Origin of the sequence: Pseudomonas plecoglossicida NBRC 103162 = DSM 15088 (genome assembly GCF_000730665.1) — a bacterium.
Classification (GTDB): domain Bacteria; phylum Pseudomonadota; class Gammaproteobacteria; order Pseudomonadales; family Pseudomonadaceae; genus Aquipseudomonas; species Aquipseudomonas plecoglossicida.
Genome location: NZ_BBIV01000020.1, coordinates 1 through 13,104 on the forward strand (window position 1 = coordinate 1; position 13,104 = coordinate 13,104).

The following is a 13,104-nucleotide window of genomic DNA, read 5'->3' on the forward strand; positions in this document are numbered from 1 at the left end:
CGGGCGAGTAACGCCTATGACAGGCGCGCGCGACCGCCTTGTTTGCACGACGCGATATCGAGGTGAGCACTAAGGCGTTCGCGCGCGAATCCCCAGGCATGATTGGCCAAAAACAACGTAGGAGCGAGCGCAGCTCGCGATGCGCCGCGCGGGCGGCGCTCGATTTACGCACCACCCTAAATTTCAATCGCTGACCCAGCGCACCACTACAAACCTCAAGCCCATGACCCATGTCATCGCACCTTCTCGATTCTTGACTAGTCTTACCTATTGGCGGCCATCAAAAAACCGCCCCCGTGACTACGCAATAGGCGCCGGCCATGTTCCGTGCGTCCACCACCTGATCAGGAGTGCACGATGGACCTCAACCGTCGGCAGTTCTTCAAGGTCGCCGCCGTTGGCCTTGGAGGCTCGAGCCTGGCAGCGTTGGGCATGTCCCCAACGCCCGCGTTCGCCGAGCAGGTGCGTCACTTCAAGCTGGCGCACACCAAAGAAACCCGCAACACCTGCCCCTACTGCTCGGTCGGCTGCGGCCTGATCATGTACAGCCAGGGCGATGCGGGCAAGAACGTCAAACAGAACATCATCCATATCGAAGGCGACGCCGACCATCCGGTCAACCGCGGCACCCTCTGCCCGAAAGGCGCCGGCCTGCTCGACTTTATCCACAGCCCAAGCCGCCTGCAGTACCCCGAGATGCGCAAGCCGGGCAGCAAGGAGTGGGTGCGGGTCGAATGGGGCGAGGCGCTCGACCGCATCGCCGACCTGATGAAGCAGGACCGCGACGCCAACTTCATCGAGAAGAACGCCCAGGGGCAGACCGTCAACCGCTGGCTCACCACCGGTTTCCTCGCTGCTTCCGCCGCCTCCAGCGAGGCGGGCTACCTGACCCACAAGGTCATTCGCGCAACCGGCATGCTGGGGTTCGATAACCAGGCACGTGTCTGACATGGCCCGACGGTGGCAAGTCTTGCCCCGACGTATGGCCGTGGCGCCATGACCAATCACTGGTCCGATATCGCCAACGCGAACCTCGTCCTGGTGATGGGCGGCAACGCAGCAGAAGCGCACCCGTGCGGCTTCAAGTGGGTGACCGAGGCCAAGGCGCACAACAAGGCGCGGCTGATCGTGGTCGACCCGCGGTTCACCCGTACCGCTTCGGTGGCGGACTACTACGCGCCGATCCGTACCGGTACCGACATCGCCTTCATGGGCGGGCTGATCAACTACCTGCTGAGCAACGACAAGATCCAGCACGACTACGTGCGCAACTACACCGACGTGTCGTTCATCGTCAAAGAGAACTATGGCTTCGAGGACGGGCTGTTCAGCGGCTACGACGAGGCCAAGCGCGTGTATGCCGACAAGTCCGGCTGGGGCTACGAGCTGGGCGAGGACGGTTTCGCCAAGGTCGACCCGAGCCTGCAGCACCCACGCTGCGTGTTCCAGCTGATGAAACAGCATTACAGCCGCTACACCCCGGAAATCGCCAGCATGACCTGCGGCATGCCGCAGGACGCCATGCTCAAGATCTGGGAAGAGATCGCCACCTGCTCGGCACCGGGCAAGACCATGACGATCCTCTATGCGCTGGGCTGGACGCAGCACTCGATCGGCGCGCAGATCATCCGCAGCGCGGCGATGGTGCAGTTGCTGCTGGGCAACGTCGGCATGCCAGGTGGTGGCGTCAACGCCCTGCGCGGGCACTCCAACATCCAGGGCCTGACCGACCTGGGCCTGCTGTCGAACTCGCTGCCGGGTTACCTGACCCTGGCCGGCGATGCCGAGCAGGACTACGCCACCTACATCGACAAGCGCGCCTCCAAGCCGCTACGCCCGGGGCAACTGTCCTACTGGCAGAACTACGGCAAGTTCCACGTCAGCCTGATGAAGGCCTGGTATGGCGCCAATGCCACGGCGGAAAACAACTGGGGCTACGACTGGCTGCCCAAGCTCGACGTGCCGGCCTACGATGTGCTGCGCATGTTCGAGATGATGAGCCAGGGCAAGGTCAACGGCTACATGTGCCAAGGCTTCAACCCGATCGCCGCGCTACCGGACAAGAACCGCGTCACTGCGGCGCTGGGCAAGCTCAAGTGGCTGGTGATCATGGACCCGCTGGCCACCGAGACCTCGGAGTTCTGGCGCAATGCCGGGAAGTTCAACGATGTCGACACGGCCAACATCCAGACCGAGGTGATCCGCCTGCCCACCACCTGTTTTGCCGAGGAGGATGGCTCGCTGGTCAACAGCAGCCGCTGGCTGCAGTGGCACTGGAAGGGCGCCGACGGCCCGGGTGAAACCCGCACCGACGTGCAGATCATGAGCGAGCTGTTCCTGCGCCTGCGTCACCGTTACCAGGCCGAAGGTGGGGCATATCCGGATGCCATCATGAACATCCACTGGCCGTACAAGATCGCGGATGAGCCTTCCCCGGAAGAGCTGGCCAAGGAGATGAACGGCTGGGCGGTAGCTGACGTCACCGACCCGACTGGCGCTGTCATCAAGGCAGGGCAGCAACTGGCAGGCTTCGGCCAACTCAAGGACGACGGCAGCACCGCGTCGGGCTGCTGGATCTTCGCCGGCAGCTGGACCGAGCAGGGCAACCAGATGGCCCGCCGCGACAACAGCGACCCGTTCGGCATGCATCAAGTGCAGAACTGGGCCTGGGCCTGGCCGGCCAACCGGCGCATCCTCTATAACCGTGCCTCCAGCGATCCGCAAGGCAAGCCATGGGACCCGGAGAAGAAGCGCCTGGTGTGGTGGAACGGCAAGGCCTGGACCGGCACCGACGTGCCCGACTTCAAGGTCGACTCGCCGCCCGAGGCCGGGATGAACCCGTTCATCATGAACCCCGAGGGCGTGGCGCGCTTCTTTGCCATCGACAAAATGGCCGAAGGCCCGTTCCCCGAGCACTACGAGCCGTTCGAGACGCCCATCGGCATCAACCCGTTGCATCCGCAGAACAAGAAGGCCACCAGCAACCCGGCCGGGCGGATCTTCGATTCGGTGTGGGACACCCTCGGCACCCACGACGAGTTCCCCTATGCTGCGACCACGTACCGGCTGACCGAACACTTCCACTTCTGGAGCAAGCACTGCCCCCTCAACGCAATCATTCAGCCCGAGCAGTTCGTCGAGATCGGCGAGGTGCTGGCCAACGAGAAGGGCATCAAGGCCGGCGACCGGGTGCGGGTGTCGAGCAAGCGCGGGCATATCGAGGCGGTGGCGGTGGTGACCAAGCGGATTCGGCCGCTACAGGTCAACAACCAGACCGTGCACCAGATCGGCATTCCCCTGCACTGGGGCTTCACCGGCGCGACGCGGCACGGCTACCTGACCAACACCCTGGTGCCGTTCCTGGGTGATGGCAACACGCAGACGCCGGAGTCCAAGTCGTTCCTCGTCAAAGTGGAGAAAATCTGATGGCCAGCCAAGACATCATCGCCCGCTCGGCCACCACCACCGTACCGCCTTCGGTACGCCAGCAGCAGGAAGTCGCCAAGCTGATCGACACCACCAAGTGCATCGGCTGCAAGGCCTGCCAGGTGGCGTGTTCGGAGTGGAACGAACTGCGTGACGAGGTTGGCCACAACCACGGCACCTACGACAACCCCCAGGACCTCACCGCCGAGACCTGGACCTTGATGCGTTTCACCGAGCACGAGCGTGACGACGGCAACCTGGAGTGGCTGATCCGCAAGGATGGCTGCATGCACTGCGCCGACCCGGGTTGCCTGAAGGCCTGCCCGAGCCCGGGGGCGATCATCAAGCACGCCAACGGCATCGTCGACTTCAACCAGGACCACTGCATCGGCTGCGGCTACTGCATCACCGGCTGCCCGTTCAACATCCCGCGCATCTCGCAGAAGGACCACAAGGCGTACAAGTGCACCCTGTGTTCCGACCGCGTGAGCGTGGGCCTGGAGCCGGCCTGCGTGAAGACCTGCCCGACCGGGGCGATCGTCTTCGGCAGCAAGGACGAGATGAAGGTGCACGCCGCCGAGCGCATCGTCGACCTCAAGTCGCGCGGTTTCGACAACGCCGGGCTGTACGATCCCGATGGGGTCGGTGGCACCCACGTGATGTACGTGCTGCACCATGCCGATACGCCCAGGCTGTACGCCGGCCTGCCGGACCAGCCAGTGATCAGCCCGCTGGTGGGCCTGTGGAAAGGCTTCACCAAGCCGCTGGCGCTGCTGGCGATGGGCGCGGCGGTGCTGGCCGGGTTCTTCCACTACGTGCGGGTCGGCCCGCAGCGGGTCGAGGAGGACGAGCACCCCACGCCGCCGGACGACAGCGTGCATCAGGTGGACCCGGCGGTCCATGTCTATGATCCCAACCGCCCCGGTGGGCAAGGGGAGCAGCGGCCATGAACGACAAGAAGCCAATCCTGCGCTACACCGCCAACGAGCGGAGCAACCACTGGATCGTCGCCATCCTGTTCATCCTCGCCGGGCTGTCGGGGCTGGCGCTGTTCCACCCCGCGTTGTTCTGGCTCAGCCATCTGTTCGGGGGCGGTCCCTGGACGCGCATCCTGCACCCGTTCCTGGGCGTGGCGATGTTCGTGTTCTTCCTTGGCCTGGTGCTGCGCTTCTGGCGCGCCAACTTCATCACCGCCAATGACCGCTTGTGGTTGCGCCGCATCGACCGGGTGATGGTGAATCGCGAAGACGGCGTACCCCCGATCGGCAAGTACAACGCCGGCCAGAAGCTGCTGTTCTGGACCCTGCTGCTGTGCATGCTGGTACTGCTGATCAGCGGCGTGGTGATCTGGCGTGCATATTTCAGCCTCTACTTCGAAATCGGGGTGATTCGCCTGGCCACCTTGCTCCACGCCCTGGCGGCGTTCGTGCTGATCCTCAGCATCATCGTGCACATCTACGCCGGCATCTGGATCAAGGGCTCGATCGGCGCCATGCTGCACGGCTGGGTCAGCCGGCCCTGGGCGCGCAAGCACCATGAGCTGTGGTACCGCGAAGTGACGGGCGACAAGCCGCCACGCTCCGAAGGACGCAAAGAAGGATGAACGCTTGAGCACGATACTCGAACCCGGGCAGATCGAAGCGTCGGCGGTAATGCCGCCGTTCCTGCACCTGCCGCCCGCCAACCTGTTCGAGCTGCGCGCCGCGCGCCTCGAGCATCTGGCCGAGGGCAATGCCCTGGGCCAGTACCTGAAGCTGGTCGCACGACTGTGCCGGGTGCAGCAGCGGCTTGTGGATAACCCTCCTGGTGGGTTGCCTGTGGCCGAGGAACGTCAGCGCCTGTGCATAAGTCATGGGCTGCCGCCGCTTGCCGCTGACAGCCTGGTGCGTGAAGGGTCATGGCTGGTCTGGTTGCAGGCCTTGCTCGGTCACTTCAGCGAGGAAACCACAGGCCCGCTGGGCGAGGCGTTGCACGTGCTGCGAAACAGCGGCGACAACCAACGCAAGGGCTGGGGTATCGCCTTGCTCGCCGGGCAATACGATGCGGTGCCGGCAGCGTTGGTGCCGTTCATCGGTGCTGCCCTGCAGGCGGCGTGGTCGAGTTGGCTGCTGGCGCTGCCGGCCCCTGAGCTCAAGCCAGGCGACAGCCTGGCGCAGTGCCCCGCCTGTGGCTCGCCGGCCATGGCCGGGGTGGTGCGCAACCGCGGCAAGCACAACGGCCTGCGTTACCTGGCCTGCTCTCTGTGCGCCTGTGAGTGGCACGTGGTGCGGGTCAAGTGCGTATATTGCGAGTCGAGCAAGGATTTGCGCTACACCAGCCTCGACGATGATCGCCATGCGCCGGGCAAGGCACCCCTGCGGGCCGAATGCTGTCCGGGGTGCAACACTTACCTCAAGCAGAGTTACCTGGAGAACGATGCGGCGGCAGAGGCGCTGGCCGACGATCTGGCCAGCCTGGCGCTGGATATCCGCCTGGACGAGGAGGGGTACCATCGCCTGGCGCCGAACCTCATGCTGGCGCCAGGGTGAGTGTCTACACTCAAGATCGAGTCGCCCCTATCGCTGGCAAGCCAGCTCCCACAGGTATCTCACAGGTTTCGAGCCTTGTACTGCACCTGTGGGAGCTGGCTTGCCAGCGATAGGGCCAGAACAGACAACGGACCCGTCCAAGGTAGTACTGCATGTCTTCGAGCCCCGCCAGCGACACCCCACGCCTGCCTTCCATCGACACCCTCCTGCGTCACCCGGCCTGCCAGCCGCTGATCGACCGCCACGGCCGCGATGCCGTGCTGGCCGCCATGCGGCAACTGCTCGATGACCTGCGCGAGCCGGCCCACCTTGGCCAACTCAGCGCCGCCGAGCTGGCCGCCGAGGTCCTTCTGGGCCGTGCCGGCGAGCGCCTGGCCCAGCAGCAACGCAGCCAGGTCCGCCGGGTGTTCAACCTCACTGGCACCGTGCTGCACACCAACCTCGGTCGCGCCTTGCTGCCCGAGGAGGCCGTCGAAGCCATGCAGACCGCCGCCCGCTATCCGCTCAACCTGGAGTTCGACCTGGCCACCGGCAAGCGCGGCGACCGTGACGACCTGATCGAAGGCCTGATCCGCGAGCTGACCGGCGCCGAGGCCGTCACTGTGGTCAACAACAACGCCGCGGCCGTGCTGCTGGCGCTCAACAGCCTCGGCGCGCGCAAGGAGGGCGTCATCTCCCGTGGCGAACTGATCGAGATCGGCGGCGCCTTCCGCATTCCCGACATCATGGCCCGCGCCGGCGTGAAGCTGCACGAGATCGGCACCACCAACCGCACCCATGCCCGCGATTACGAAGCGGCCATCGGCCCGCGCACGGGCTTGCTGATGCGCGTTCACTGCAGCAACTACAGCATCCAGGGGTTCACTACCCAAGTGCCTACCGCCGAGCTGGCACGCATCGCTCACCAGCACCACCTGCCGCTGCTCGAAGACCTGGGCAGCGGCAGCCTGCTCGACCTTACGCGCTGGGGCCTGCCCGCCGAGCCGACGGTGCGCCAGGCCCTGGCCGATGGCGCAGATATCGTCACCTTCAGCGGCGACAAACTGCTGGGTGGGCCGCAAGCCGGGATCATCGTCGGGCGCAAGGAGCTGATTGCCAGAATCAAGAAGAATCCGCTCAAGCGTGCCCTGCGCGTCGACAAGATCACCCTCGCCGCACTCGAGGCGGTACTGGCGCTCTACCGCAACCCCGATCGCCTGGCCGAGCGCTTGCCCAGCTTGCGTCTGCTGACGCGCAGCCAGGCCGAGATCCAGGCCCAGGCCGAACGCCTGGCGCCCGAACTGAAAGCCCATCTGGGCGAGCAATGGGCGGTCAGCGTCGAGGCCTCGCTCGGCATGATCGGCAGCGGCAGTCAGCCGGTGGCGCGCTTGCCGAGCGCAGCCCTGTGCCTGCGTCCGCAGGTGTCGAAGAAACTGCGCGGGCGCAGCCTGCATGTGCTGGAGCGTGCCTTGCGCGACCTGCCGGTACCGGTGCTGGGGCGCATCGACGACGATGCCTTGTGGCTCGACCTGCGCCAGCTCGACGACGAAGCCCAATGGCTGGCGCAACTGCCCGCCCTGCGGTTGGGGCCTGTGCAGTGATCGTTGGCACGGCCGGGCACATCGACCACGGCAAGACCGCGCTGCTGCAGGCCCTTACCGGCCAGGCCGGCGACCAGCGTCGGGAGGAACGCGATCGCGGCATGACCATCGACCTGGGCTACCGTTATGCGTCCCTGGCCGAGGGCGCGGCGTTGACCGGTTTCATCGATGTGCCAGGCCACGAGCGATTTATCCACAACATGCTCGCGGGCGCGCACGGCATCGACCTGGTCTTGCTGGTGGTGGCCGCGGATGACGGCGTGATGCCGCAGACCCGCGAGCACCTGGCGATCATCGAGCTGCTGGGCATTCCCCAGGCGCTGGTGGCCATCAGCAAATGCGACCGGGTCGAGCCGGCGCGCCTGGCCCAGGTGCACAGGCAAGTCAGCGAACTGCTGGCGCCGGGGCCGTATGCCGGGTCGCGGCAGTTCCCGTTGTCGAGCATTACCGGCGAGGGCATCGAGGCGCTGCGCCGGGCCTTGCTGGAGGCCGAGGTGCGCGTGCGCCAGCGCAGCGTGCGCGGCGGTTTTCGCCTGGCCGTCGACCGTGCCTTCGCCGTGACGGGTGCCGGGCTGGTGGTGACCGGTACGGCGCTGGCCGGGCGCGTCAGTAGCGGCGATACCCTGTTGCTGGGCAAGGCCGGCAAGGCCGTGCGGGTGCGTGGCCTGCACGCGCAGAACCAGGCCGCGTTGGTGGCCGAGGCGGGCCAGCGGGTGGCGCTGAACATCGTCGCCGAGCGCCTGAGCGCGGAGCAGGTGCACCGTGGCGACTGGCTGGTCCCCGACTGGCTGCATGCGCCGAGCACCCGAGTGGATATCGAATTTACCCTGCTGCCGGGCGAGACCCGCACCTTTGAACATTTCAGCGCCGTGCACGTGCATCTCGGCACCCAGGACGTGACGGCCCGGGTGGCCCTGCTCGAGGGTGAATCGCTGGCGGCGGGCCAGCGCATGTTTGCCCAGTTGCTGCTCAACGCGCCGCTGCAAGCAGTACATGGCGACCGCCTGGTGCTGCGCGATCAGCGTGCGCAGCGAACGCTGGGTGGCGGCAAGGTACTCGACCCGTTTGCGCCAAGCCGGCAGCGTCGCAGTGACGAACGCTTGCAGCAATTGCAGGTACTGCGCGATGCCGTCGATCTGGAGCAGGCATTGCCGGCATTGCTTGGCAGAGCACCAGGCGGCCTCGACCCGCAGCGCCTGGAGCGCCAGTTCAATCGCCGGCGAGAGACCTGGCATTTGCCGGACGACGTGTTGGTGGTGGCCACACGGCAGGGCCAGGTCTTGTTCGCCAACAGCCAATGGCAGGCGCTCAAGCGTCAGGTCCTGGAGCAATTGGCGCGTTTCCACGAGCAGGAGCCGGACCAGCTCGGCCCGGACCGTGACCGGTTGCGGCGCTTTGCTGCCTTACCGCTGGAGCGCCCAGCGTTCGTCAGTCTGCTGGAAGAGCTGCTCAACGAGGGTGCGGTCGCCAGTAGTGGGCCGTGGCTCCACTTGCCCGATCACAAGGTTCAGTTGAGCGAGGCCGACAGCGCGTTGTGGGCGCGTTTGCAGCCGAAATTGCTGGAGGGGCGTTACGATCCGCCCTGGGTCAGGACGTTGGCCAACGAAGAAAAGTGTGCGGAGGCCGATGTGCGTCTCTTGCTGCGCAAGCTGGCCCGCCTGGGCCTGGTGCACCAGGTGGTGCGTGACCTGTTCTACCCCGAAGTGACGCTACAGTGCATGGCAGAGCTGCTGCTTGGGCAAGCCCGCGAGACGCCGGTAGTGCAGGTTGCCGCGTTTCGCGATATGTTGGGCATCGGTCGCAAGCGCAGTGTGCAGATTCTCGAATACTTCGACCGCATCGGCCTGACCCGGAGGGTGGCCGATCAGCGTTACATCCGCGCCGACAGCGCCCTGGCCCAGCAGCAGGCCAGGCACTGAGTTCAAGGAAGGCAATCGCGCCCGGTGGCGCGGCCGGGCTTCAAACCCGGTTGGGGACGGCAGCCGTTCCCGGGCAGGTTCGACTCCCGCTGCCTTCCGCCATCTTTCGTGCGGGCCTCATCGCCGGCTTGCCGGCGATGAGGCCCGAGCCGTCACCCGTCAGGCCCGCTCTCCACACAGATCCAGCGCAAACCACCGCTCTGCCGCCTCGACATCCAACCCGGCCCCGAGCAGCGCGAACAACTTGCCCAGCGCCGCCTCACGGGTCATCCCGCCGCCACTGACCAAACCCGCAGCGCGAAGGCGATTGCCCGCCGCATAGGTATCGAACGCCACCGCCCCCTCCGGGCACTGGCTGATGGCAACCAGCATCACCCCGCGCTGGCGCGCGACGCGCAGCACATCGAGCAGCGCCTGGTCGTCCGACGGCCCGGTGCCGCTGCCATAGCACTCCAGCACCAAGCCTTGCACGCCGGTGTCGAGCACCCCACGCAGGTGCTCGGCCTGCAGGCCCGGAAACACCGGCATCACGGCAAGATTGACCGGCTGGCGCGGCTGGCGATAACCCAAGGCCTCAGGCACTTCGCTGGCCCGCTCGCCTTCCCGATGGCGCGCGAGCGCGGCAAAGGCGTCGAACGCTTCGCTACGCAACTTCGACGCACGGCAGCCATGCAGCAACTGGCCGTGGAAGTACAACTGCACGCCATCTTCCAGGCCGCTTTCGAACTGTCGCAATGCCCCGCACAAGTTGTCCCAGGCATCGCTGCCCGGCGCCCCGGCCGGCAACATCGAGCCGGTCAGCAGCACCGGTACCGGCAGGCCCAGCAGCAGGAACGACAGCGCCGCGGCACTGTAGGCCAGGCTGTCGGTGCCATGTAGCACCAGCACGCCATCATGGCCCGCATCCACCGCTGCGACGATGGCATCGCGCATGGCCAGCCAGTTGTGCTGTTGCATGTTGGCGCTGTCCAGCAGCGGGTTCAGCTCCTGCAGCGTCCACTGCACGTGCGGTGCAGCGGCCATCCGAGCAAAGTGTTCGCGCATGCGCGCATCGAAGCCACCGGCCGGCGCCAGGCCTTCGGCGGTTTCGAGCATGCCGATGGTGCCTCCGGTATAGAGGACGAGAAGATTCTTGACTGCACGCATGGAGAGCATCCGTAGCGGTGAACGGAGGGGAATCAGCCGCCCGCGGACGGGGCGGCTGGGAAGGGCAGGGTATCAGCGTTGTGGCTGGGGTTGGCCGGCGGCGTTGGCAACGGCGGCTTCGACCTGCGGATTGGCAGGCCAGGCATTGCGGTCCAGGTCCAGGTCGGCGAACTTGGCCGAGTCGAACACGGGCTGGGCGACGCCTGCCTTGCGTTGGTCATCGTAGTCGCGCATCACGCGCAGGCCGACCTTGAACAGCATGGCCAGGGCAATCAGGTTGACGAAGGCCAGGCAGGTCATGGTGATGTCGGCAAAGGCGAATACGGTCGTCAGGTCCTGCATCGAACCCCACACCACCAGCGCCAGCACCAGGGCACGGAACACCATCAGCACCACGCGGTTGCGGCTGAGGAACTGCAGGCTGTTCTCGCCCAGGTAGTAGTTGTAGAGGATGCAGGTAAAGACGAACAGCGACAGCGCCACGCTGACGAACAGGCGGCCCCAGTCACCGACCACGGCGGCCAGCGAGTTCTGGGTCAGGACGATGCCATCCCCTTCGAAGCCTGGGGTGTAGAAGCCCGACAGCAGGATCAGCAACGCGGTGCAGGTGCAGATCACGAAGGTGTCGAGGAACACGCTGAAAGCCTGGACCACGCCCTGGGCACCCGGGTGCTTCACGGCCGCCACGGCGGCGACGTTGGGCGCACTGCCAAGGCCGGCTTCGTTGGCGAACACGCCACGCTTCACGCCCATGGCGATGGCGCTGCCGAGCAGGCCGCCGAATGCCGGGTCGAGGCCGAAGGCGCTCTTGAAGATGGTTTCCAGCATGGCCGGCACGTGCTCGATCTGGGTGCCGATCACATACAGGGTCACGCCGATGTACGCCAGGGTCTTGACCGGTACCAGCAGGTCCGACACCGCGGCGATACGCTTGATGCCGCCGAGGAAGGTGATGGCCAGCAGCACGGCCAGGACGATGCCGGAGTGACGTGGGTCGAAGGCAAAGGCGTTCTGCAGCGAGTGGGTCACGGTGTACGACTGCAGGCCGATGAAGGCGAAGCCGTAGGTGACCAGCAGCAGGATCGAGAACACCACAGCCATGCCTTTGAACTTCAGGCCATGCTGGATGTAGTACGCCGGGCCGCCACGGTACAGGCCATCGCCGTCGGCGCGCTTGTAGACCTGGGCCAGGGTGCATTCGAAGAAGCTGCTGGCCATGCCGACCAGGGCTGTGACCCACATCCAGAATACGGCGCCCGGGCCACCCAGGGTCACGGCGATGCCGACACCTGCGATGTTACCGGCGCCTACCCGGCCGGCAAGGCTCAGCATCAGGGCCTGGAAGGAGCTCAGCTGGCCTGCCTGGCCACGCAGCGATTCCTTGAACACGGTGAACATGTGGCCGAAGTGGCGGAACTGGACGAACCGCGAGCGGATGGTGAAGTAACCGCCGAGACCGACGATCAGCACGATGAGGAGTTTCCCCGAGAGGAAATCGTTGAGTGCTTCGAGCATTGGAAAATGACCTCGATTCTTATTCTTCGCATGGAAAGACCAGCGGACGGCAGGCGCACCGCTATTCGTTGGGGCGCATGGTTGGCCATGACAAGAGTGGTTACAATTTCGCGGGTTGCTCTGACTTGATGCGACTTGATGCTAGAATGGCGCCATTCGCGTCACCTGGATCCCGCCTCATGAGCGATCATTTCGCTACCAACCTCAAACTGGCGTGTAGTCACTACCGGTCTATCTCGGAAGTTTGCCGCCAGCTGTCGATCAACCGCGCGCAGTTCAACAAGTACCTGAGCGGGCAAAGCCGCCCGACGGCGTTCAACCTCAAGCGCATCGGCGATTTCTTTGGTGTCGAGGATTACGAGCTGAATTTGCCGGCCGATCAGTTCGCCCGGCTGATCGGCGCCAGGGTGTCGGCGCTGGCGGACCAGCCGAGTGACCCGATCAGCGAGCTGTTCCGGCCTTTGCATGAACACGCCGGCAATCTGTCGCGCTATTGCGGTTACTACTTCGAGTATTCCAACTGCATGTCGGTACCCGGCACGATCCTGGTGTCGCTGGTGCACCTGTGGGAAGAGCGCGGCCGCTTCCTGTTCGAGCGCCAGGAACGCCAGGAGCGCTCCAGCGCCAACGACCAGCACGCCGAAGTGCGTTGCCGCTACCTGGGGGCGGCTTTCCAGCTGCAGGACCGGGTATTTCTCATCGACTACGAGTCGCTGACCTTGAACGAGATGAGCCAGACCATCCTCATTCCCAGCTTCAAGAGCCGCATCACCCGCTTGAATGGCCTCAAGACCGGCGTCTCCAGTGGTGACCGGCGCAACCCGGCCTGTACCCGCGTGGTGTGGGAGTACCTGGGTGAAGAGATCAACCGCATCAATGCCTACCGGCAGGTCAGGCTGTACCGGCCGGATGATCCACGTATCGATGATGATGTGCGTGAGCGCTTGAGCGTGGGGCCGTTGCGTAACAGCTTGTTCGAGATCGAGTGAC

General features: G+C 65.4%; 9 protein-coding genes and 1 tRNA gene. 8 read left to right on the forward strand and 2 right to left on the reverse strand.

Translation table 11 applies throughout. From position 1 onward, the window contains the following. The first annotated feature begins 357 nt into the window (after positions 1-357). The 7 genes from fdnG (at position 358) to PPL01S_RS13420 (ending at position 9,555) form a co-directional block, all read left to right on the forward strand. The gene (fdnG, locus tag PPL01S_RS13390) at positions 358-3,426 is read left to right on the forward strand and encodes a formate dehydrogenase-N subunit alpha (protein WP_144062886.1); all 3,069 of its coding nucleotides are present in this window, start codon (positions 358-360) and stop codon (positions 3,424-3,426) included. Continuing rightward, positions 3,426-4,376: a formate dehydrogenase subunit beta gene (gene fdxH, locus PPL01S_RS13395; RefSeq protein ID WP_016393404.1), complete on the forward strand. Its 951-nt coding sequence runs from the start codon at positions 3,426-3,428 to the stop codon at positions 4,374-4,376. The genes fdnG and fdxH overlap by 1 nt, the downstream gene beginning before the upstream one ends. After that, positions 4,373-5,029, forward strand: coding sequence for a formate dehydrogenase subunit gamma (locus PPL01S_RS13400; protein ID WP_016393405.1), 657 nt, complete (start codon positions 4,373-4,375; stop codon positions 5,027-5,029). Before fdxH ends, PPL01S_RS13400 begins: the two co-directional genes overlap by 4 nt. 4 nt (positions 5,030-5,033) lie before the next feature. Further along, the gene (fdhE, locus tag PPL01S_RS13405) at positions 5,034-5,954 is read left to right on the forward strand and encodes a formate dehydrogenase accessory protein FdhE (RefSeq protein WP_016393406.1); all 921 of its coding nucleotides are present in this window, start codon (positions 5,034-5,036) and stop codon (positions 5,952-5,954) included. A 152-nt stretch (positions 5,955-6,106) separates the two neighbouring features. Beyond that, positions 6,107-7,534 (forward strand): L-seryl-tRNA(Sec) selenium transferase, encoded by a 1,428-nt coding sequence (gene selA / locus PPL01S_RS13410; RefSeq protein WP_016393407.1) that lies wholly within the window; start codon positions 6,107-6,109, stop codon positions 7,532-7,534. Further along, a complete protein-coding gene (gene selB, locus PPL01S_RS13415; protein WP_028625842.1) occupies positions 7,531-9,453 on the forward strand; it encodes a selenocysteine-specific translation elongation factor in 1,923 nt (640 codons plus the stop codon). Before selA ends, selB begins: the two co-directional genes overlap by 4 nt. A 6-nt stretch (positions 9,454-9,459) precedes the next feature. Further along, positions 9,460-9,555 (forward strand) — tRNA-Sec (locus PPL01S_RS13420). Positions 9,556-9,612: 57 nt separating this feature from the next. Here the strand turns inward: PPL01S_RS13420 and PPL01S_RS13425 are convergent. Beyond that, on the reverse strand, positions 9,613-10,599 hold the full coding sequence (locus PPL01S_RS13425; RefSeq protein WP_016393409.1) for an asparaginase: 987 nt from the start codon (positions 10,597-10,599) through the stop codon (positions 9,613-9,615). A 72-nt stretch (positions 10,600-10,671) separates the two neighbouring features. Continuing rightward, positions 10,672-12,114, reverse strand: a complete 1,443-nt coding sequence (locus PPL01S_RS13430; protein WP_028625841.1) for an alanine/glycine:cation symporter family protein — start codon at positions 12,112-12,114, stop codon at positions 10,672-10,674. Positions 12,115-12,293: 179 nt separating this feature from the next. Between PPL01S_RS13430 and PPL01S_RS13435 the strand changes: the two genes are divergently transcribed. Continuing rightward, entirely contained in the window at positions 12,294-13,103 is an 810-nt protein-coding gene (locus PPL01S_RS13435; protein ID WP_016393411.1) for a helix-turn-helix domain-containing protein, read from the forward strand. The last annotated feature ends 1 nt before the right edge of the window (position 13,104 follow it).

What these genes read in the sequence shown, in the direction of transcription:
- PPL01S_RS13435 (WP_016393411.1), top strand. Translation starts at nt 12,294, where the DNA reads ATGAGCGATCATTTCGCTACCAACCTCAAACTGGCGTGTAGTCACTAC.
- PPL01S_RS13430 (WP_028625841.1), bottom strand. Translation starts at nt 12,114, where the DNA reads ATGCTCGAAGCACTCAACGATTTCCTCTCGGGGAAACTCCTCATCGTG.
- PPL01S_RS13425 (WP_016393409.1), bottom strand. Translation starts at nt 10,599, where the DNA reads ATGCGTGCAGTCAAGAATCTTCTCGTCCTCTATACCGGAGGCACCATC.
- PPL01S_RS13400 (WP_016393405.1), top strand. Translation starts at nt 4,373, where the DNA reads ATGAACGACAAGAAGCCAATCCTGCGCTACACCGCCAACGAGCGGAGC.
- selA (WP_016393407.1), top strand. Translation starts at nt 6,107, where the DNA reads ATGTCTTCGAGCCCCGCCAGCGACACCCCACGCCTGCCTTCCATCGAC.
- fdxH (WP_016393404.1), top strand. Translation starts at nt 3,426, where the DNA reads ATGGCCAGCCAAGACATCATCGCCCGCTCGGCCACCACCACCGTACCG.